The sequence below is a fragment of the Streptomyces sp. NPDC043746 genome (assembly GCF_056436485.1).
Window position 1 is genome coordinate 22,209 of the sequence record NZ_JBWKCM010000006.1, and the last position, 19,914, is coordinate 42,122.

Consider the following 19,914-nt stretch of genomic DNA (forward strand, 5'->3'; position numbering starts at 1 on the left):
CCGCCCGCTACCTCTCAGGCGGGCAGGGGGGCGTAGAGGTCCACCGCGATGCCGTCGGGGTCGAGGACGATCGCGTAGCGCTGGCCCCAGACCGCGTCCCACGGCTTGATGTGGCCGACGTAGCCGGCGTCGACCAACTCCGTGTACGCGGTGTCGACGGCCTGCGGGTCGGGGTACTCGAAGGCCACGGCGGAGCGGTGACCGCCGGTCGGTGCGGTCCAGTCGGGGTCGTAGCTGCGGACGGTCTCGACGCTGTCCCAGGCGAGCTTGATGCCGCCCGGCAGCACCGTCTCGACGTGAGGGGCCGCGTCGGCGTCGGCCGGGATGTCGAGCCCGAGCCGGCGGTAGAACGCCAGGGAAGCGGCCATGTCCTTCGCCACGATCGCGAACAGGGTCAGCCTGGGAACTGCCATGAGTGGTGCTCTCTCTCTTGGAAGGGGGTGGTGCGGGGCGGGCGGCGTGCCGCGACGGCCTCAGCCGCGCTGGAGTGTCAGCCGCTCGCGGTCGGCCTTCCTCATCCCCGAGACCACACGGTCCCAGGAGTGGTCCACCATCTCGCGCACGGCGGGCGCGGGAACGGTGGAGTCGAGGACGACCGTGTTCCAGTGGCGCTTGTCGACGTGGTAGCCCGGGCCCACCGCCGGGTACTCGTCGCGCAGATGCAGGGCCAGGTTCGGCTCGCACTTCAGAGTGACCTGCGCCGGCTTCTCCTGCGCGGCGTCCTGGAGAATCGCGAAGACCTTGCCCTCCACCTTGAACACCGTGGCGCCGGGGCCGAAAGCCTCGTCGTCCGTGGTGCCGGGCAACTCCAAGGCGTAGTCCGCCAGTTCTTGGGGTGTCATCCCCGTCCTCTCGTCGACGAAGGAGTGGTTGGGCCTACGGGGCTCCAGGGGCATGGACCACCCTAGGGCGTGTTCCGGGCGGCCGAGCCCGTGCCACGGTCGCCCCACCAGGAAGGCCGAAAATGGCCCTTCTCCCCCTTGGGGGCGGGAGAGCCGCCTCAGTCCGCGGGCTCGGTGGGCAGGGACGCGTGGGCCCAGATCCCGCCATGGCTGACGACTTTGGTGAAGCGGTCCGTCAGCCGGTGGAAGAGCGCCCCGGGCCGCCCGTCGGGCGGGAAGGCGACCGGATCGAGCCCGCCCCACCGGTTCAGGGCCCGCACCAGCAGGGGATCGACCGGCACCCACACCCCGTCGACCAGGAACTCGGCCCAGCAGTGCGGGGTGGAGTACGGCCTGGCCACCAGCAGCCCGAAGGAGAACCGGACCGTCAGCCCTCTGCGGGTCCCCTCCGCGACCAGCCACGCGGCGGCGCCCCCGCAGTCCGACATCCGGGTCCGCCACATGAACTCCAGGTCCCAGCGCACCGCTTCGGGCAGCAGGAAGAACCCGATCCCGTCCACCTCGTGCAGCAGTTCCCGTACGGCCCCGGGCAGAGCGGGCCAGCGGGAGAGCGGGGACACCTCGAAGGCGGCCAGGCGGGCGTCGGCGGCGGGCCCTTCGACGGACCGGGTGCCGTCCGGCAGCAGCACCGAGTACGGGCACGGCCCCCGGTGCCCGGGCACCGGGCAGGAGGAGACGACGTCGATGCGGTAGCGCGGGCCGCCCGCGGCCGCCGTCTCCAGCGCCTTGGCCCAGGACCGCATGGAGCGGCTCTGCACCGAGACGAGCCCCAGGTGCAGGGCCGCGTTGCCGAGGTCGTACCCGTCGTACAGCCGGTCGGCGCCTTCGCCGATGTAGGGCAGCCCCGCGCCGATCAGCCCGTCGAGCAACTCGGGCCGGATGCGGTACAGACGGCGCACCCCGGCTGCGGTGACCGTGAACCGGCGGTGGCGGTCCGGCACCTGGCGCAGCTGCCGGACGAGGTCGCCGAGCAGGGCCGGGGCCGGGGCGGGGGAGTCGCGGGTCGCGCCGCCGAGGGACCTCGCCATCACGCACCTCCGTCGTCAGTCGATGTAGCCGAGGGCTTCGAGGCGCCGGGCGACCTCGTCCTCCTCCGTCGGGCTGTAGGGCGCCGGGGCACTCGTCGGCAGCCCGTGCCGCTCCAGTTCGCCCAGCACCCTGCCCACCGGGTCCGGCTCGGCCGGGCCGACCAGCAGCGGTTCGTCCGCCCGGGGCCCGCCCGTCACCTCCACGGCGAGGGCCGGTCGGCCCTCGGGGGGACAGGCGGCCGCCCGTACTCCTTCGGGCACCGCCCCACCGCTGAGCACGGTGGCCCGGACACCCCGCTTGATCACGGCATCGGCCAGCTGCCGGGCGAGGGCACGGCCGGCGTCGTCGTCGCCGCCCGGGAACCCGATGAGGACACTCTCCGGTGCAGTCATGGAACGTGTACTCCCGTCGATCAGGAGACGGAGGCGTGCGGCTCGTCCGTCTGTTCGGGCTGATAGGGGGTGAAGTCGGCCAGCAGGGGCATCACTTCGCGGGAGAACAGCTCCATCGAGGCGATCGACTCCGCGCCCGCGATGTCGCCGAAGGCGAACTCGCCGAGGACGGTGTTGAAGAGGCCTTCGGACGCGGCTGCCCGGATGCGCTCGGCGACGGTGCTCGGGGAGCCGACGAACACCAGGTTCTGGTCCATCAGGAACCGGAAGTCCCCGCTCCCGGCCAGGATGTCGGGCGTGCTCAGCCGACTCGCGGGGGCCGCCGGTGTGCCCGACCTCTTCACCGAGCCGTAGCGCAGGACGTCGACGAAGGTGTCGGTCACCTGCCCGGCCGCGCGCGCCTCCGCCCGCGCGTCCGTCTCGGCCACGTGCACCAGGCTCCAGTAGCCGATGCGGGGCAGGCCCGGCTGCCCCTCCCGGCGCCACCAGTCGAGATAGTGGCGGTAGACCACGCCCATGGCCGCGCGCGGCACGATCATCGTCGAGGAGGTGTGCCCCCCGGTGCGGGCGAGGTAGCGCAGGGTGTTGCGGTCCGTCGTGGGAATCCACAGCGGTGGATGCGGCCGCTGCAGGGCCCCGAACGACAGTTCCACGTTCTTGAGCCGGTGGACCGGGCCGTCGAAGTCGAAGGGGCCGTCGGCCGTCAGCGCGGTGCGCAGCAGGTCCGCGCACTCCGTGTTCAGCAGCTTGCGGCCGGCGAAGTCCGCCCCGAAGGGGAGGAAGGGCTCCTCACTGACGCCGGAGGCCAGCCCCACCTCCAACCGCCCGCCGAGGAGCTGGTCCAGGGTGGCGACCTCCTCCACCACGTGCAGCGGGTGCCGCAGCGGCGGCACCCAGCCCATCGGGCCGACCCGGATGCGCTCGGTGCGCAGGGCGGCACCGGTGCAGAACACCGCGGGCGAGGGCATCCAGCTCTCGTGCGGGGTGCAGTGGTGTTCCACCGAGAAGGCGTAGTCGAAGCCCAGCCTGTCGGCGGCCTCGACCTCCTGCCACACCTGCTCGTAACGTTCACGGACGGTGACGCCGTCCCGTCCCCAGACATGGGTGAAGTACGCGGATTCCATCAGAGGCTCCGGAGCCGAGGGTGGGTGGTTTCCAGGGATCGGGGGGACACGGCGGGCCCGGGGATCCGGGCCGCCTCGTACAGACGGTCGACGCAGGAGGCCAGCGAGACGATCTCGGCCAGCGAGTCCGCCTCGGCGGAGCCCCGGTCGGCACGCGAGCCGGTGAGCCGCACCGCCAGTTCGGCGACCTGGCGTTCGTACTCGACGCCGACGCGTTCCTCGGGCAGCGGCACCTCGGTCTCCTCGCCGTGGCGCAGCAGGGTCAGCGAGGGCCGGTCCGCCCGGTGCGGACTGAAGCCGAAGGTGCAGCGCAGCACCGCGACGCCCTCGGTCCCCTCGACGGTGAGCGTGGTGCTGTCCATGGCGTGGTGCGAGGCCCAGCGCGACTCCAGCGAGATGGCGACCCCCGTTTCGGTGAGCAGGAATCCGCGGGCGGTGTCTTCCACGGGCGCGGCGCGCGCGGCACCGGGCCCGGTGCGGCCGGTCCCGGCCCGCCAGTCGGAGGTCGCCTCGGCACGGCCCATCCAGTCGAGCGACAGGGTGCCCAGCGCCTGCGTCACCGGCGGCCAGTCCAGCAGGTCGAGCCCCACGTCCAGCAGATGCCAGCCCAGGTCGAGCAGGGAGCCGCCGCCGGCCAGGTCGCGGTCGACGAACCAGCCCTCGCGCTGCGGCACCCCGGAGGCGCGCGTCCAGTTCAGGCCGAGCGCCCGCACCTCGCCGAGCCGGGGCAGCAGCCCGGCCAGCGCCCGGACGTCACCGCGGTGCCGGGCCGCACTCCAGGCGTGGACCGCCCCGCCCCCGAGTGCGGCATCGGCCAGGACGCGGGCCTCGGCGCGCGTGCGGCACACCGGCTTCTCGACGAACACCGGCACGCCCCGGCCCAGCAGTTCGCAGGCGGTGGGTACGTGCAGGTGGTTGGGGAGCGCGATCACCGCGGCGTCCAGCTCCAGCTGCGCCAGCTCCGCCGTCCGGTTCAGTGCCGCCACCCGTCGGCCCCCGGCCGCCACCTGTCGGGCCGCCGCCCGGTCGGTGTCCACGACCGCCGCCACCTCGAAGGCGGGGTGCGCCTCCAGCAGCGGCTGCCACACGGTGCGCGACACCCAGCCGGCGCCCAGGATCGCGATCCGCAGGGGCGGTTCGCCGGGGCTCAAAAGCGCGCACCGCCGTCCACCACGAGGGTGTTGCCGCTGACGTACGAGGCCGAGGGGGAGAGCAGGAAGGAGACCGCCGCCGCGACCTCCTCGGGCTCGCCCAGTCGGCCCGCGCCGATGAACTTCATGACCAGGTCGCGTTCTTCGGGGGAGAAGTCCATGACCTCCGCCCGGATCGCCCCCGGCGCGACGACGTTGACGGTGATGCCGTGCCCGCCCACCTCGCCGGCGAGGGAGGCCGCCCAGGGGTGCAGGGCGCCCTTGGTGGCCGCGTAGGCGGCGTGGCCGGGCAGGCCGCTGGTGCCCGCCCGGGAGCCGAAGAGCACGATACGGCCGTACTTGGCGCGCATCATGGGGCGCAGGCACGCCTTGGCGAGGTTGACGGTCCCCGCCAGGTTCACCTGGAGGAGCCGGTCCAGCGCCGCCGCGTCGGTGGCCATCGCCAGCCGCCGGGTGCGGAGCCCGGCCGCGGCGACCAGGCCGTCGACGCGGCCGAAGCGCTCGACGGCCGCGCGCACCAACTGGGCGGGGCCCTCCGGTGCCGACAGGTCCGCCCGCACGGGCACGAGGGTCCCGCCGGCCGCCTGGACCTCGGCGGCGAGCTTCTGCGTCTTCTCCTCACGCCGGTGGTAGCCCGCCACCACCGTGGCACCCAGCTCGGCCAGTTGGCGGGCGCAGACGCTGCCGATGTCGCCGGAAGCGCCGGAGACCACCACGACCCGGCCACGCTGGCCCATGTTTTCCGCGATGCGGGCGGAGAGTTCGCCCATCAGTCGGCCTCCTTCGCGATGACGAGATGACAGGGAGAGGGATCGAAGGGCAGATGGCGCACGACGTCGGCACCTGCCTCGGCCAGTCCGGTGGTGAGCGCCTCGACGGTGGTCCAGGCGGTGCCGCCGTGGGTGAGCCAGTCCAGCGCCAGCTCGGCGCCCGCGGCGGGTCCGGTGTCCCCACCGCCCGGCTTGCCGGACGGCAGGAACACGTCGTCCACCAGCAGGAGGCCCCCCGGTCTCAGGGCGGCCAGCACGGTGGACAGCAGCGCGCCCGACGCGGGGTCGTGCACGGCGTTGGAGATGACGCAGACGTCGGCCCGCCCCACCGGCAGGGCGGGGCCGGTGCTCACCCGTCCGGCGGTGACGGCCTCGTCCACCCGGCCGGCCGCCCGGCCGCTGAGCCGGCCGGTCTGCCACAGGTGGCCGCCCGCCGTCGGGTCCTTCGCAAGCAGCCGGTCGAGATAGCGGCCCGGCCCCGCGGTCACCTCGACGAGCCGGGCGCCGGGCCGCGGGCGCAGCAGGCGCAGACCGAGGGCGGTACGGGCCAGCGCCGAGGGGCCGCACATGGCCCCCTGGTACACCGACACCAGCTCCGCGTGGTCCGCGTCCCGCGGCCGGCGCTCGAACGGCCGTCGCGCCTGACCCGAGCGGGCGACGGCCGCGAGCGCCTCCCGGGTCACCAGGTCGCGGGAGAGCCGCTCCTCCAGCCTGATGAAGGCGTCCAGCTCGGCGAGGTGGGCGCGGCCGACGCCTTCGTGCCCCGGCGCGGTGGACAGCAGGCCCAGCGACGCCGCCGTGTCCAGCAGGATCTCCAGGGCCTGCGGGTCGCAGCCCAGTTCCGTGCTGAGCGGGGCCGAGGCCGTGCCCTCGGCCAGGGCGGTGAGGGCACCCAGCTCGTGCAGGGCGAAGAGCAGTTCGGCCGACTTGTAGGCGCGGGTCGCCTCGATCGCGCGCGGCGTGAGCCGGTACCGGGTCGCGGCCGCCGTCTTCCCGCTCGCGGTCCTCGGCAGGGCGCTGCGCAGCACGATGGTGTCCGGGACCTTGTACGGCGCGAGATGGCGGGCCGCGTGGGCGCGCAGCTCCCCCTCGTCGGGGCCCCCCGGGGCGACCACCACCTCGGCCTCGATCCCGTCCTCGCCTTCGTGGCCCCGGGGCCTGCCGCTGACCCGGACCTCCCGCACGGCCTCGTGGGCGCGGAGGACCGCCTCGATCTCCAGCGGAGCGACCCAGCGTCCGCCCCGGCGCACGGCGGTGCCCTCGCGGCCCAGAATCCGCAACGATCCCGCCTCGGGCACCGCGAGGTCACCCGTGTCGTGCCAGTCGGGTACCGCGTCGGTGCGGATCTGGAGCACCCCGGGGCCCTGGGACCGGGGCCTTCGCGTGACGGGGTCCACCAGCCGGTGCTCGACGCCGGGCAGCGGTGCGCCCACACACAGCGGAGGAAGGCCCGCGGGGCCGCTGAGGACCGCGCCCAGCTCGGTGGAGCCGTAGTTGCGGGCCACGCCGATCCCGTAGGCCTCGGTGAACAGGGCGTCGAGCGAGGAGTCGACGGGACCGGCGCCGACCATGGCGACCCGCAGGCGCGGGGCCGCGGGGGAGCCGGGGTGTGCGCGCCGGGCGCGCAGCCGCTGCCGGGTGGCCAGGAGCCGGGCCGTGGTGGGCACCAGCGCGATGACGGTGGCTCCCTCGGCCAGCTCCCGCGCCGTCTGTCCGAGGGCCGTGGGCGGTACGGGGCGCAGGGCCGCGCCGGACAGCAGCCCGCCGCACAGCCAGCCGAGCGCGTACGCGTGGGAGAGGGGAACCGGCAGGAGAAGGGTGTCCTCTTCGCTCACGCCGACGCCGTCGCGGTATCGGCGGGCCTCCGACAGCCAGCTCGCCTCGTCCCGCCGTACGAGCTTGGGCGAGCCGGTCGAGCCGGAGGTGGGGAGCAGAACACCCGGCCCGCCGCTGACACGCGCCCCGGGCGGCCCGGTGAGCGCGATCTCCTCGCCGGGCCGTCCCGGGCGGGCCAGCACCCGTCCGCCGCCCGCGAGCGCGAGCAGTCGGCGCACCTCGGCGTCGGGGGTGTCCGGCGCCACCGGGAGCGGCAGTCCGCCGCCCGCCAGCAGCCCGAGGAAGGCGACGACCCAGCCGGGCCCGTTGGGCATCCGCAGGACCACCGCCTCGCCGACCGCGTCGTGGGCGCGTACGGCCTCGGCGACCGTCTGGGACCTGGACGTCAGCTCGCCCCGCGTCAGCCCCTCCAGCACCGGGTACCCGGGGTCGAGCCGGCGGACGGCGTCGAGGAGTGTGCCGGGGGACGCGGTCACCTCAGGCACCGGCGCCCGCCAGGTAGTCGGACTTGGCGTTCTCGATCATCGAGCGGATGCGCGGCGGGGCGTAGGTGGGCGCGGCGCACAGCTCGTCCAGGGTGATCTCGTCCTCGAAGTACATCGACAGCGTGTCCCAGGGGGTGAAGCAGCCGTGGCAGGCGCTCAGCCGCGGCTTAGGAGCGAGCAGCGCCTGGTAGAGCCCGCTGCTGCCGAGCTTGTCCAGCACCGTGCCGGCGTCGTCGCCCAGCATGTTGCCCATGTCGGAGAACCAGATGTTCGGGCAGGGGGTGATGACGCCGTCGCTGAAGCTGGAGACGACCAGCCGGGGCAGATGGCAGCGGAAGGTCCGCCGGCCCAGGCGGTAGAAGCTCAGCAGCCGGTCGAAGTACGGGCGCGGCGGCAGGATGCCGCTGAACTCGTCGTAGCGTGCGACCAGTTCCTCGATGTGACCGATCTGATCGGGCCGGATCGTGAAGTTGTCGGAGTCCGGGCCGCGTACCGGGAACGGGAAGAACGTCAAAGGGTGCTGGAACTCGTTCAGCCAGCCCGCGAACTGAGACACCTCAGCCACGCTGCGTTCGTTGAGGACGGCGTAGACCTCCACGGGGAGACCGGAGTCGAGTATCCGGGTGATCGAGCGCACCACCTTTGCGTGCAGCGACTCGGACTGCACACGGTGGCTGTTGCCCGGGTAGAGGTGGCTGTCCAGCGAGACCTGGAGCACCACGTTGCCCCAGGAGCGCATCCGCGCCAGATGCTCCTCGGTGACCAGGACGCCGTTGGTCTGGAGGACCAGCACCTCGTACTGGCGGGACTGCTCTTCCAGGAAGTCCATGATCCCGCGCACCAGGAAGATCTCGCCGCCGGTCACCTTCAGCAGCGGCAGGTCGAAACGGCCGTTGATCCGGTCGGCCACCGTGTTGACGCGTTTGCCCAGCTCCGTGGTCGGCCCGTAGTCGTCACGCTTGGGCGGATCGAAGATGAGCTGGAGCGAGTGGCCCTCTTTGAGGTTGCTCTGTCCCGTGAGGCAGTAGGTGCAACTCAGGTTGCACGAGTCCTCGTTGATGACGAGGTCGTTGCCGATCAGCGGTAGTGGGGTGTTGGGGGGCACGATGGGTTCCTTTCACGGTCGTCCGAGGGTGCGCGGGCACGGTTCTCGTCCGGTGGTGGTGGCGGCTCTCCGGGCGGCCGGTGGCCCGCGTCCGGCGCGGCGTGTGCGGAACGCAGCCAGAAGCGTTCGGCGTACGGAACTCGCGCGGCGGTGCCGTGGGCACGGGCGCGGGCGAGCAGTCCCCCGCGCAGCTCGGCCGTACCGCCGAAGAGCGCCCGCGCCTGACTCGCGTACTCCACGGCCCCGGCCAGCCAGGTCTCGATCTCGGCCGGCGTGAGAGGCGCGAAGCCGACCGCCATGCCCGCGTGGTCGCGGCGGCGCAGGGGGTAGGGAAAGTCCTCGTACCACGCCGTGTCCGGCTGCCCCAGCCGTTCCACGGCCTCTCTGACGAGTACGTGGTCCACATGGCGGCCCGCCGCCAACGGGCCGTGTACGCGTGCTCCGGCCGGGCAGCAGGTGCGCAGTGCGGCGCCCAACTCGTCGGCGAGGCGGGCGTCGTCGGCGTGCCGGGGACCGCGGACGCGGGGTGCGCAGCTGTAGCGGTAGCGCTCGTGCGAGGTGCGCAGGGCGGCGTCGGTGAAGCCGAGGGAGACGTGCGCGGCACCCAGGAGGGTCAGCGCCGCCCGGTCCTCGCGGCGCCGGAGGGCGGGCCGCGCGACCGAGCGCCAGGCGTCCGGGCCGTGCGCGGCGTCGGGCATCCCGCCGCCCCGCGCACCCGCCGTCACCGGGCCGTCGAAGACGGTGACGACGGTGACCGGGACACCCCGGGCGACCCAGCGGGCCAGCCGCCCCCCGAGGGACCAGACCGCGTCGTCCGGGTGCGGGGAGACCACCACGTGCGCCTCGGCGCGGTCCGTCGCGCTCACGGCGTCTCCACGAAGCCGGGCGTCGGGGACCCGGCCCGGACGGCGGCCACATAGCGCTCCGGGCTCCCCTCGGCGCCGAGCAGGGCGGGGAGCGCCCGCACGGACGGCAGGGGGTGCAGGGCGGTGAAGCGGTCCATGTTCACCCCGTGCTGTTCCCACCGGTCGGGCCGGGCGTGACTGAGGTGGATGCCCAGGGCGCGGGGCACGAGGAGGCGACGCGGTCCCGCCTGGTGCAGTCGGAGCCCGAATTCGAGGTCCTCGCAGCCCCACACCCGGCCGAAGCCTTCGTCGAACCCCCCCGTCCGGCGCCAGGACTCCTTCTCCACCGCAGAGTTGGCGCCCACCAGCCCCAGCCACGGGGCCACGTCCGGCAGCACGCCCTCGGCCATCGCCTCGATCGTCCGCTCCAGGGCGTTGGCCACCGTGCGCCGCATCGGGCCGCGCTCGGCGCCCGCCCCGGGCGCGGCGTGCAGCGCGGCCCCGCTTGCCTGCGCCTCGGCGATCGACGCCCCCCGCACTCGGTCCAGCAGCCTTCTGGCCGACGGGAGTTCACGCATCCGGCCGTGCAGGAAGCGGCCGGGGCGGGCCGCGTCCCCGTGCGCGCGCAGGAATCCGGGTCCCACCACCACATCGGCGTCGAGGAAGACGAGCCAGGCGGCGTCGGCGGCCGCCGCGCCGGTGTTGCGCGCGGCGGCCCGCCCGCGTCCGGGCCCGGCCACCGTGCGCACCGGCAGAAGCCCTCGCACCTCCTCCAGTACGGCGGCCAGGGCCCGGGCGTCCTCGCCGTCGCGGGCGTTGTCGTCGACCACGACCACCTCGTGGGGCGGCGCTTCGGCCTGGGCCGCGAGGCAGGCGAGGGTGAGCCGCAGTCGCTCGTGGTCGCCCCGGGTGGGGACCACGACGGACAGAGTCGAGGGGGCGGCAGGCGAGGGCGGAGACATCGGAGATCGGCCTCTCCATCAGCGGGGCGAATGTGCGCTGCCCTTCGCATTTCCTCGTCCGTTCCCGAAGTGAGGAACCGTGGGACGTCACCGGAAATGAGAGGAGCCGGACGAGAAAGGACAGATTTCTGCCAAGGACACTCTCGTACGGCTTTCCACTTGAGGTTCCACCACCGAAGCGAGACAAGTCAACACCGTTTTCTTGATCGCGTGAGATTTCGGTGATCGATTTCGCCCGGTGGGGATCGTTGCGGGATCAGCGAAATGTTCCGGCCACGTTGCCGAGCCCGTGAATGATATTCGGGCGAGGTGCGAACGGTGGTAAAGGATCCCCTGCGCAGGGGCGTTGCGGAAACGCTGAGCGGGTGAGCGGTGCGCGGGTGCGGCAGAGGTGAGGTGCCTGTTCTGGACAGTGTCAAGATCCGAATCGTTGATTCCGTTGAGGTGGATATTTGTTCGGTGATACGGTCGCCCGGATCGCCGACGGCCGTGTTAGCGCCGCCTTCCGCCGCAGGTGTTGTCCACGGTTGGAGACACTGATGCCACCTTCACCGCGCGCCCTCGTCATCGGTATAGACGGGGGGACATTCGATGTCATCGATCCCCTGGCGGCTCGTGGGCTGCTGCCCAACATCGACCGCTTGCTGCGGTCCTCGGCCAGTAGCAGGACGACCTGCACCTGGCCGGCCCACACAGCCCCGGGATGGAGCACCTTCGTCACCGCGGGCCACCCCGGCAACCACGGCATCTACCAGTTCTACGACACCCAGGACCCCGCCTACCGGGCACGGCTGACACGGGCCGACGACCTGGGGCGTACCAACGCCTGGGACTGGCTGGCGGCGCAGGAGTACACCCTCGGACTGGTCAACATCCCGATGTCCCACCCACCGGCCGACCTGCCCGGCTACCAGATCACCTGGCCGCTCGAACGCACCCTGCGGCACTGCCGCCCCGACTCGCTGCTGCGTGAACTGGCGGCGGCCAAGGCCCATTTCCAGTCCGATCTCGCCACCATGTTCCGCGGCGACATGGGCTATCTGGAGCAGGCCGAACGCAACGTCGAGGCCCGGACCCGCTCCGTACGCCACCTCATGGACACCCGGCCCACCGACGTGGTCATGGTGGTCCTCACCGAGGTGGACCGCGTCGGACACCACTACTGGCACTACGAGGACACCGGGCACCCCCGCCACGAGCAGGCCCCTGCGGGCTCCGGCTGGGACCGGGCCAACACCCGGGCCTACCAGGCCGTCGACACCGCGGTCGGTGAACTGCTCTCCCTGGTGGACGAGGACACGGTGGTCACGCTCGTCTCCGACCACGGCCTCGGCCGGGGCAGTCATGCCCTGGCCGTGCACCGGCTGCTGGAGGAGGCCGGCCTGCTGGCGACCGAGCCGGGCGACGCGCCCGCGGCCGGCGAGGCCAGTTGGTTCGTCGGCGGCGGCCGGCGCGTCGACTTCGCCCGCACCGCGGTCTACATGCCGGTCCCCGGAAGCTACGGGCTCAACCTCAACCTCCGGGCGAGGCAGGCCCGGGGCACGGTAGCCCCGAGGGACCGCGACCGCGTCACGGCAGAGGTCGCCGACCTCCTCGGCGGCCTCGAAGGACCCACCGGCCAACCGGTGTTCCAGGCCGTCCTGCCCAGCGCCCAGGCCTATCCGGGACAGCACCGGGGCCGCGCCCCCGACCTGCTCATGGTGCCCGCCGACGAGTCCGTCCTGCCGGTCACCGACCTCACCGGCGAACTCTGGGCACCCAGCGCCCAGACGGGCCTCCACCGGCACCAGGGCATCTGGGCGCAGCGCTCACCGCGGGTGCGCCCCGGGCGCATCCCGGGCACGGTGCCCCTCGTGGACGCTCTGCCCACCCTGCTGATGGACCTGGGGGCCTCCTGGCCCACGGACATCGACGGGAACCCCCGCACGGAGATCTTCACCGAGGACCACCCGGTCCCCGCCCTCGATCCCCGGGTGACGGCCCGCAACGAGTCGGTGCCCGAGGCCGGGCCGGCGGCGGAGGCCGCGGACGAGGACGACTACACGAGCAGCCGACTCCGTGAGATGGGATACCTCTGAGTCGCCGCGACACCGAGGAAGGGAAGACGTTCATGGAGGAGACCGAGGCGATCAAGGCCCGGCTGCGCAAGGTACTGGTGGACTCCCTGGAACTGTCGATCGAGCCGTCCGACGTTCCCGATCAGGGGCTTGTGGAGGCGTTGGGGCTGGACTCCATCAACACCATCGAGTTTCTCATCTGGGTGGAGAGCGAGTTCGGCGTGGAGATCGCGGACGAGGACCTGTCGATCAAGCTCATCGACGACCTCGGCCTCCTCGCCGACTACGTCAGGAGCCGGATGAAGCAGGACGAGCCCCTGGCCGAACAGACCGGTTGAGCAGCTCACGCCCGTCGCCGCCCGAGCCTCGGGAGACCCGGCTCGCCCTCGAGCGCGGCGCCGGCCGGGACGGAGCGGGCGCCGCCCCCGAGGAGGGCCGATGATCGAAGACATCACCATCGAACGGGCGACAGCCCGGAAGAAGCCAGGCGAGTTCGAGCTGGCCCTGGATCCCCGCATCACCGATCCAGCGTCCTTCAAGGTCAGTTTTCTGATCCTGCTGGACGGCGACCTCGTGATGTCCCCGGAGCACCTCGGGGTGGCGTACATGACGAGCGTCCTGCGTGCCGTGGGCTTCACCGCCGAGATCCGCGAGGTGGAGCACGGCGAGGAGGCGCACGCCTCCGTCATCGACCATCTGCGCGACTACCAGCCCGACCTGGTGTGCTTCACCCTGATGAGCCTCAACCTGACCAGCTGCCTCAGCTTCTGCCGCCGACTGCGCGAGGCATGCCCCGAAACCCCGATCGCCTGCGGCGGCCCGGCCGGGACCTTCGCCGGCCTCGACGTCCTGCGCAACAACCCCTACGCGGACATCGTCGCGGTCGGCGAGGGCGAACCCATCATCCTCGACCTGGCCCAGCGGCTGTATCTGCGCGAACCCCTCGCCGACTGCCCCGGGATCTGCTATCGCGACGCCGACGGCAAGCTGCGGCAGAACCCCGCACGCCCCCTGGTCCACGACCTGGAGGCGCTGCCCTTCCCCGCCAGGGACCAGCTCAGCCAGCACGGCGACAAGCTGGAGTACGTACGGGTCAGCACCAGCCGGGGCTGCGTCGCCAACTGCACCTTCTGCTCGGCCCCGCATCTGAAGAACCGGGTGCAGGCGGGGAAGGCGTGGCGCGGGCGCGGACCGGAGCAGATCGTGGAGGAGGTGGCGCAGATCGTCGAGCGCCACCAGTTCCGTACCTTCGACTTCGTCGACTCCACCTTCGAGGACCCCGACGGCGGCCGGGTCGGCAAGAAACGGGCGGGCGCGATAGCCCAGGGCCTCCTCGACCGGGGTCTCGACATCTACTACAACGTCTGCATGCGGGCGGAGAACTGGCGCGACACCCCCGAGGACCACGCCCTGCTCGACCTGCTCACCCGCTCCGGCCTGGAGAAGGTCAACGTCGGCATCGAGTCCGGCACGGCCGAGGAACTGCTGCTGTGGGAGAAGCGCGCCACGGTCGAGGACAACGTCACCATCATCCGCATGCTCCGCGAGCACGGCATCTACCTGGCGATGGGCTTCCTCCCCTTCCACCCGTACGCCACCGTGGAGACGCTCATCGCCAACGCGCAATTCCTGCGGGACAACGCCGGGCACAACCTGCGCCGGATGACCGAACGGCTGGAGATCTACCCCGGCACCTCCATCGCCCGCCGTATGGACGGCGACGGGCTGCTGTCGCCGACGTACAAGGAGGATCTGGACCCCTACGGCTACGAGTTCGCCGACGAACGGGTCGGCAGGCTCGCCAGGCACTTCGCCCAGCTCTACAACAACGAGGACTACCACCGCCACGGGGTGATCACCGATCAGTCGGCGGTCTTCGAGTTCGAGACGTACAACGTCGTGCTCCAGACCTTCATCTCGCGGCTGCAACGCCGCTTCGCGCCGCTCCCCGGCGTCAACGAGGTGATGGAGGACTTCAAGGACATCGTCCACGAAGTGCGCCAGGAGATGGGCCAGTTCAACTACAACTTCTTCATGGCGAATCTGGATGCCGTGATGAACGACGCCCTCGACACCGAGAAGCAGGCCCGTCAGGTCGTCGAGGTGGAGGAGTACTTCCGTGACCGGCTCGACCGGCTGCGCTCGGAGCAGCTGCGGGTGGGCAAGCGGCTGGCCAGGCTGGGGGCCAGGGTCACGGAGATCAGCTCCACCCTGCCGCCCGTCCTTCCGGGCGGCCTGCCCCGCAACTACACCGGGGAGGGGTCCGGTGCCACCTGGTGAACCTCCGGCCGCCGGGGGAGAGCGGATCGCGGTGTGCAGCCTCAGCAGCCGGGAGCTGCTGGAGCCGCTCTCGGAACTGCCGGGCGTGGCCCTGGTGGGGACGCTGATGACCGCCAACCTCGGCATCGAGGAGCTGGTGCGCACCCTGGCGCGCCGGCCCGCGATCCGGACCCTGCTCGTCTGCGGCCGCGACTCGCCGCGCTTCCATGCGGGGCAGAGCCTCCTGGCCCTCTTCCGCCGCGGCGTGGACGCCGACTGCCGGCGCATCCGGGGCGCCGCGGGCTACCTCCCGGTGCTGCCCACCGTCTCGCTGGCCGATGTGGAGCGGGTGCGTTCACGGGTGGAGCTGGTGGACGCGGTGGGGGAGTGCGATCCCTCGGTGCTGCGCGAGCTGGTGGCCAAGCTGAGCCCGCCCGAGCACGCCGGCGTGGGCCCGGCCGGCCGGGAGCGGGCCGCCGCACGGCCGCCGCAGCCCGCGCACGGCGACCAGAACGGCTTCAGGAGATTGCGGGCGGGCGGGCGGCGGTCCGGCATCAGCGGCTCGCTGAACGGCTTCGTGGTCATCAGCCTCGACCGGCGGGCCCGGCTCATCGTCCTGCGCCACTACGACAACGACCTCACGCCCCGGCACGAGATGACCGGAACACGGGCCGAGTCCATGCTGCTCGGCCTGCTGAACGCCCGGGTGATCCATGAGCCCTCGCACGCCGGCTACCTCGGCGGTGAGCTGACCAAGGCCGAGACCGCTCTGCGGCTGGGGCTCGAATACGACCAGGACCTGCCCCTGCGCGCCCCGAGAGCCTCGGTGCGCCTGGTGCGGCCGGTCCCCGCACGAAGGGAGGTACGGGCCATCAGCGAACCGCCGAAGCACCGGCTGAGCCTGGCGGAGTTCCTCTCCGCCGTCGTCGACGGCCTGGGGGCGCAGGGCACGGAGCTGGACCCGCACGTGCCGCTGGGCGTTCAGCTCTCCGTGGACTCCGCCCGCATGATCGAGCTGGCCATCGTGCTGGAGGAGGAGCTGGGCCTGGACCTGCCCCCCGACATCGATCTGCGCCGCTCCAGCCCCCTGGAGCTGTACGGCACCTTCGCCGCCTGACCGTTCCGAGGGCGCGCCCACGAGGGTCCGGGGGAGAGCGGGGCCTCACGCGGGCGAGACGCGTAGCTCCTCCTTGACGATCCGCGCGGTGACGGTGCCGTCCGGACCCGGGCCGAAGGCGCCGGGACCCAGCAGCCGCACAGTGAACGCGTCCGGGGAGAGCCGCAGCCAGGAGGCGGCGATGCCCGGGAACCCCGTGCGCCCGCCCGACGGCAGCTCCTCCGAGAGCAGCACCGTGACCGGGCAGGGCAGGGGGGCGTCCACGTCCCCGAGCACGGCCTCCGTGGTGAACCCGTGGTGTCCGGTCGGCCCCCGGAACGGCCCGGCGCCGAGCAGCAGATGAACCGGCGGCGGCCCGGTCCGCGCCGCGCGCACGGCGCGGGCCAGGACGGCGGCGCCCGCCCCCGGAGCCCCGTCCGCCAGCACGAGCAGCGCCCAGGGCAGGGCGGGGACCGTGGTCGCCGGGGGAGCCAGGGAAGCTCCGGGCCCGACCCTGGACACGCTCAGCTCCGGGGCGAACTCCCGCAGCAGCGGGCCGCCGACGACACCCGCCGGGTCGGCCACCACGAGGCTGAGCACGGGCCGCGGCCCCGGGGCCCGCAGCACCTGGCGGGTGTCGAAGGGGGTGGTGCTCACGACAGTCCGTCCGCGAGCCCGAGCGCGAAGTAGTTCTCGAACCCCAGCAGCCTGCGCATCCTGGGCCCGCTGCGCTCGACGACCTCCGGCTTCAGGCCGTTGAAGAAGTTCTGCTGCTGACGCACGTAACCGCGGCAGTAGTAGTTGAGGATGCCGTGCCGCGCCCGCCCGGTCACATTGGCCCCGGTCTGGTGCCAGAGCCGCCCGTCGAAGATCATGACACTGCCGGCCGGGCCACAGACCGGAACCGTCTCGACATCCCCCTCGCCCCGGTCGTAGTCCGGCTGACGCCCCAGGAGATGGCTGCCCGGCACCACACGGGTCGCGCCGTTCTCCGCCGTGAAGTCGTCGAGCATCCACATGCTGTTGGCCACGAGCGCGTAGGGGGGCCAGGGCGGCCGGGCGAACGTCTGGTCGGCGTGCACGTTCATCGGGGAGCCACCGGGGCCCGCGATGTTCGCGTGGGTGCTGGAGAGCAGGAAATTGAAGCCCAGCACTTCCTCCATCACGGCGAGGACCGACGGCTCCTGCACGCAGTGCTCGAACTCTTCGCCCTTGTTGAGAAGGCTGAAGACCCGCTGGTTTCCGCCGTCGTAGAGAAAGGCGGTGCCGTCCTCGCGCTCCTGTGCCGCAACCTCGGTGAGACGGGCGCTGAGCAGCTTGAACCGCTGCTTGGACAAGGGGGAGTCAAGAATGCAATAACCGAATTCTTGAAGATCCTTCAAGGCCTTCTGCTTGCTTCCTGTCACGGTCGCATACATGAGGAGATTTTATCAGCGCGTGCTACGGGGCGTAAGAAGGACAGCAGCCGGTGAAAGCCGTTCAGGAAATCAGGACGTCGGCCAGCCGGTCCACTTGGGACAGGTGGGCCGCCGTCGGATGGAACACCACCTCGTCGAAACCGGCGGCGGACAGTGCCGCGACCTGATCACGCACCTGCTCCGGGGTACAGGGGGTACTGGCCACGAAGGCGTCCGCCTCGCGGCCGAGGACGCCGAAGTACTCCCGCACGAAAGCGGCGGCCTCGGACGCCACCTCCTCGCCCAGCCAGAACCGGGAGAGCGCGACCAGGCGCGGTCCGCCCTCCCTGCCCGCGGCCGTCCAGGCCTCGCGCACCAGCTCGGCGGTCGGCGCGATCCGGTCGGGTGCCAGCCCCGGCGCGGTCCAGCCCTCCGCCCAGCGCACGGTGCGCCGTACCGCGGCGGGGCTGAGCCCTCCGACGAGCAACGGCGGTACGGGGCCGGGGAGTGTGCCCGGGTCGTGGTGCTCGCGCAGCCGGGCCAGCTCCGCCAACTGCCGGTCGAAGGCAGCGCCCCGGGACGCGAAGTCGCGCCGCGCCGCCTCGAAGTCGTCCGCCCGCACGCCGGGGCCGAGCCCCAGCAGGAACCGGCCGCCCGCGAGCGAGGACACCGTCGCCGCCTCCTTGGCGAGCACCGCCGTCGTGGTGAGGGGAGCCACCAGGATGTTGGTCGCCAGCGTGATCCGCGAGGTCACCGCGGCGGCGGCGGCCAGCACCGCCAGCGGCTCGTGCCCCGGGTAGCACAGGCGCTGGGTCGCGGCGACGGTGGAGAAGCCCCGGCTCTCGGCGCGGACGGCCCAGTCGACCTGGAGCTTCCCGGAGGCGCCGGGGACGGTGTTGGGGAACGCGATACCGATCTTCATGGAAGGACTCCGCAGCGCAGGAGGAGAGGCGGGGCGGGCACCGTCACAGCCCCAGCAGCCCGTAGGGGGTCACGGCGTGCGCCGCCCGGCCGTAGGAGACGTCGGCGACGCACTGGCGGCGGCGGTAGCCGTCGAGTTCGCAGGTCAGCCGCGTCCAGACGGCATCGGCCGTGGTCGTGCTCTCGGGCGGGAGTTCGAGGTCGACCAGCCGGTAGTCGTTCACCCACACCTGCTCGGCACGCAGGGCCTCCGCCACCGAGCGCGCGTGCTCCGCGTCGGCCGACCAGACCCCGGCGCTCAGCCCGTACCGCGTCCCGTTGGCGATGCGCACGGCCTCCGCGTCGTCGTCTGCTCTGATCACCGACAGGACGGGGCCGAAGATCTCCTGCTGGGCCACCGTGCTGCCGGGGTCGACGTGACTGAGGACGGTCGGCAGGAAGAACGCGCCCGGGTCCAGCCCCTCAGGCAGCACGTCGGCGTCAGGAGGGCCCCCGCCGCACACCACCTCCGCCCCCTGCGACACCCCGACGCGGACGAAGTGCTGGGCGGTGCGGGCCTGGTGGCGCGAGACCAGCGGGCCGAGATCCGTCTCCAGGCTCAGCGGGTCGCCCAGGCGCAGCCGCCCGGCCAGTCCGCGCACCCGCTCCACGAAGTCCTCGTACACCGCCGTGTGGACCACCGCGCGTGAACCGGCCATGCAGACCTGCCCGTTGTGCAGGAAGATGCTCCAGGCCACCCCCGCGGCAGCCCGATCGAGGTCGGCATCCCGGAGCACCACGTTCGGCGACTTGCCGCCCAGGTCCAGCCGGGGCGCGGCTCCTGTGCCCGAGGAGCCGAGCCGGATGCTCTCGCCCACCGCGTCCGAGCCCGTGAAGGCCACCAGGTCCACACCGGGGGCCCGTACCAGACTGTCACCGGTCGTGCCGCCGGGCCCGGTGACCACGTTCACCACCCCGGGCGGCAGCCCGCACTCGTGCAGCAGCCGGACCAGTTCGAGCGCGGTGACCGAGGTGAACGAAGCAGGCTTGATCACACAGGTGTTGCCCGCCGCGATGGCGGGCGCGACGCGCCACGAGGACAGCAGCAGCGGCAGGTTCCAGGGGACGATCGCGGCCACCACGCCCAGCGGATGCCAGCGCAGATACCGCGCGTCCGCCACACCGTGCCCCTGGGCCAGCCGGTCGGGCAGCTGCTCGGCCCACCAGGCGCTCCAGGCGAAGGCCGCGCGGGCGCCGGGCACGTCCGCACCCAGCGCCTTGCGCAGCGTCGTGCCGTTGTCGCGCACCTCCAGTTCGGCCAGGCGCCCGGACTCCTCGGTGAGGCGTTCGGCGACCCGCCGCAGTACGGCGGCCCGCTCGTGGGGCTCCATCCGGGGCCACGGGCCTTCGTCGAACGCACGGCGCGCCGCGGCTACGGCCGCGCGTACGTCACTCTCGCCGCAGCGCGGCACGTCGGTGAGGTGGCGCCGGGTCGCCGGCTCGAACGACCGGAAGGTCGCACCGTCCGCTGCCGGTGCCGGCCGGCCGTCCACGTACCTCGGGAAGTGCTCGCCCATCGGGCCCTCCTGACTCCAGGTCGGTCA

Annotated in this window: 19 protein-coding genes; 4 read left to right on the forward strand and 15 right to left on the reverse strand. The window is 72.6% G+C overall.

The window, feature by feature from the left end:
• Window positions 1-14: 14 nt before the first annotated feature.
• From AC0682_RS08780 to AC0682_RS08830, 11 genes are all read right to left on the reverse strand, one after another.
• Window positions 15-413 (reverse strand): VOC family protein, encoded by a 399-nt coding sequence (locus AC0682_RS08780; RefSeq protein ID WP_478531783.1) that lies wholly within the window; start codon window positions 411-413, stop codon window positions 15-17.
• A 60-nt stretch (window positions 414-473) separates the two neighbouring features.
• A complete protein-coding gene (locus AC0682_RS08785) occupies window positions 474-896 on the reverse strand; it encodes an MmcQ/YjbR family DNA-binding protein (RefSeq protein ID WP_478531785.1) in 423 nt (140 codons plus the stop codon).
• Between the two features lie 104 nt (window positions 897-1,000).
• Window positions 1,001-1,930, reverse strand: coding sequence for a transglutaminase-like domain-containing protein (locus AC0682_RS08790; RefSeq protein WP_478531787.1), 930 nt, complete (start codon window positions 1,928-1,930; stop codon window positions 1,001-1,003).
• Between the two features lie 15 nt (window positions 1,931-1,945).
• Entirely contained in the window at window positions 1,946-2,323 is a 378-nt protein-coding gene (locus AC0682_RS08795; RefSeq protein ID WP_478531789.1) for a hypothetical protein, read from the reverse strand.
• Window positions 2,324-2,343: 20 nt separating this feature from the next.
• Window positions 2,344-3,447, reverse strand: a complete 1,104-nt coding sequence (locus tag AC0682_RS08800; protein WP_478531791.1) for an LLM class flavin-dependent oxidoreductase — start codon at window positions 3,445-3,447, stop codon at window positions 2,344-2,346.
• On the reverse strand, window positions 3,447-4,598 hold the full coding sequence (locus AC0682_RS08805) for a Gfo/Idh/MocA family protein (RefSeq protein ID WP_478531792.1): 1,152 nt from the start codon (window positions 4,596-4,598) through the stop codon (window positions 3,447-3,449). The genes AC0682_RS08800 and AC0682_RS08805 overlap by 1 nt, the downstream gene beginning before the upstream one ends.
• Window positions 4,595-5,368, reverse strand: coding sequence for an SDR family oxidoreductase (locus AC0682_RS08810; protein WP_478531793.1), 774 nt, complete (start codon window positions 5,366-5,368; stop codon window positions 4,595-4,597). The genes AC0682_RS08805 and AC0682_RS08810 overlap by 4 nt, the downstream gene beginning before the upstream one ends.
• Window positions 5,368-7,680, reverse strand: coding sequence for an AMP-binding protein (locus AC0682_RS08815; protein WP_478531794.1), 2,313 nt, complete (start codon window positions 7,678-7,680; stop codon window positions 5,368-5,370). The genes AC0682_RS08810 and AC0682_RS08815 overlap by 1 nt, the downstream gene beginning before the upstream one ends.
• A gap of 1 nt (window position 7,681) precedes the next feature.
• Window positions 7,682-8,794, reverse strand: a complete 1,113-nt coding sequence (locus AC0682_RS08820) for a radical SAM protein (RefSeq protein WP_478531795.1) — start codon at window positions 8,792-8,794, stop codon at window positions 7,682-7,684.
• Entirely contained in the window at window positions 8,767-9,660 is an 894-nt protein-coding gene (locus AC0682_RS08825) for a PIG-L deacetylase family protein (RefSeq protein ID WP_478531796.1), read from the reverse strand. The genes AC0682_RS08820 and AC0682_RS08825 overlap by 28 nt, the downstream gene beginning before the upstream one ends.
• Window positions 9,657-10,601 carry a glycosyltransferase family 2 protein gene (locus AC0682_RS08830; RefSeq protein ID WP_478531797.1) on the reverse strand — a complete coding sequence of 315 codons (945 nt, stop codon included), beginning with the start codon at window positions 10,599-10,601 and terminating at the stop codon, window positions 9,657-9,659. Before AC0682_RS08830 ends, AC0682_RS08825 begins: the two co-directional genes overlap by 4 nt.
• Window positions 10,602-11,140: 539 nt before the next feature.
• On the opposite strand from AC0682_RS08830, the gene AC0682_RS08835 reads away from it, so the two are divergent.
• From AC0682_RS08835 to AC0682_RS08850, 4 genes are all read left to right on the forward strand, one after another.
• On the forward strand, window positions 11,141-12,679 hold the full coding sequence (locus tag AC0682_RS08835) for an alkaline phosphatase family protein (RefSeq protein WP_478531798.1): 1,539 nt from the start codon (window positions 11,141-11,143) through the stop codon (window positions 12,677-12,679).
• 32 nt (window positions 12,680-12,711) lie between these two features.
• A complete protein-coding gene (locus AC0682_RS08840) occupies window positions 12,712-12,996 on the forward strand; it encodes an acyl carrier protein (RefSeq protein WP_478531800.1) in 285 nt (94 codons plus the stop codon).
• Window positions 12,997-13,096: 100 nt separating this feature from the next.
• Window positions 13,097-14,938: a B12-binding domain-containing radical SAM protein gene (locus AC0682_RS08845; protein ID WP_478531801.1), complete on the forward strand. Its 1,842-nt coding sequence runs from the start codon at window positions 13,097-13,099 to the stop codon at window positions 14,936-14,938.
• The gene (locus AC0682_RS08850) at window positions 14,925-16,034 is read left to right on the forward strand and encodes a DUF4346 domain-containing protein (RefSeq protein WP_478531802.1); all 1,110 of its coding nucleotides are present in this window, start codon (window positions 14,925-14,927) and stop codon (window positions 16,032-16,034) included. Before AC0682_RS08845 ends, AC0682_RS08850 begins: the two co-directional genes overlap by 14 nt.
• A 45-nt stretch (window positions 16,035-16,079) precedes the next feature.
• Here AC0682_RS08850 and AC0682_RS08855 read toward each other — a convergent pair whose 3' ends face one another.
• The 4 genes from AC0682_RS08855 to AC0682_RS08870 form a co-directional block, all read right to left on the reverse strand.
• Window positions 16,080-16,670, reverse strand: coding sequence for a hypothetical protein (locus AC0682_RS08855; protein WP_478531803.1), 591 nt, complete (start codon window positions 16,668-16,670; stop codon window positions 16,080-16,082).
• Window positions 16,667-17,431, reverse strand: coding sequence for a phytanoyl-CoA dioxygenase family protein (locus AC0682_RS08860; protein ID WP_478531804.1), 765 nt, complete (start codon window positions 17,429-17,431; stop codon window positions 16,667-16,669). The genes AC0682_RS08855 and AC0682_RS08860 overlap by 4 nt, the downstream gene beginning before the upstream one ends.
• 61 nt (window positions 17,432-17,492) lie before the next feature.
• Window positions 17,493-18,332, reverse strand: a complete 840-nt coding sequence (locus AC0682_RS08865) for an LLM class flavin-dependent oxidoreductase (protein WP_478531805.1) — start codon at window positions 18,330-18,332, stop codon at window positions 17,493-17,495.
• 43 nt (window positions 18,333-18,375) lie between these two features.
• Window positions 18,376-19,887, reverse strand: a complete 1,512-nt coding sequence (locus AC0682_RS08870) for an aldehyde dehydrogenase family protein (RefSeq protein WP_478531806.1) — start codon at window positions 19,885-19,887, stop codon at window positions 18,376-18,378.
• Window positions 19,888-19,914: the final 27 nt, after the last annotated feature.

What these genes read in the sequence shown, in the direction of transcription:
- AC0682_RS08780 (WP_478531783.1), bottom strand. Translation starts at nt 413, where the DNA reads ATGGCAGTTCCCAGGCTGACCCTGTTCGCGATCGTGGCGAAGGACATG.
- AC0682_RS08785 (WP_478531785.1), bottom strand. Translation starts at nt 896, where the DNA reads ATGCCCCTGGAGCCCCGTAGGCCCAACCACTCCTTCGTCGACGAGAGG.
- AC0682_RS08790 (WP_478531787.1), bottom strand. Translation starts at nt 1,930, where the DNA reads ATGGCGAGGTCCCTCGGCGGCGCGACCCGCGACTCCCCCGCCCCGGCC.
- AC0682_RS08795 (WP_478531789.1), bottom strand. Translation starts at nt 2,323, where the DNA reads ATGACTGCACCGGAGAGTGTCCTCATCGGGTTCCCGGGCGGCGACGAC.
- AC0682_RS08800 (WP_478531791.1), bottom strand. Translation starts at nt 3,447, where the DNA reads ATGGAATCCGCGTACTTCACCCATGTCTGGGGACGGGACGGCGTCACC.
- AC0682_RS08810 (WP_478531793.1), bottom strand. Translation starts at nt 5,368, where the DNA reads ATGGGCGAACTCTCCGCCCGCATCGCGGAAAACATGGGCCAGCGTGGC.
- AC0682_RS08830 (WP_478531797.1), bottom strand. Translation starts at nt 10,601, where the DNA reads ATGTCTCCGCCCTCGCCTGCCGCCCCCTCGACTCTGTCCGTCGTGGTC.
- AC0682_RS08835 (WP_478531798.1), top strand. Translation starts at nt 11,141, where the DNA reads ATGCCACCTTCACCGCGCGCCCTCGTCATCGGTATAGACGGGGGGACA.
- AC0682_RS08840 (WP_478531800.1), top strand. Translation starts at nt 12,712, where the DNA reads ATGGAGGAGACCGAGGCGATCAAGGCCCGGCTGCGCAAGGTACTGGTG.
- AC0682_RS08845 (WP_478531801.1), top strand. Translation starts at nt 13,097, where the DNA reads ATGATCGAAGACATCACCATCGAACGGGCGACAGCCCGGAAGAAGCCA.
- AC0682_RS08860 (WP_478531804.1), bottom strand. Translation starts at nt 17,431, where the DNA reads ATGTATGCGACCGTGACAGGAAGCAAGCAGAAGGCCTTGAAGGATCTT.
- AC0682_RS08865 (WP_478531805.1), bottom strand. Translation starts at nt 18,332, where the DNA reads ATGAAGATCGGTATCGCGTTCCCCAACACCGTCCCCGGCGCCTCCGGG.
- AC0682_RS08870 (WP_478531806.1), bottom strand. Translation starts at nt 19,887, where the DNA reads ATGGGCGAGCACTTCCCGAGGTACGTGGACGGCCGGCCGGCACCGGCA.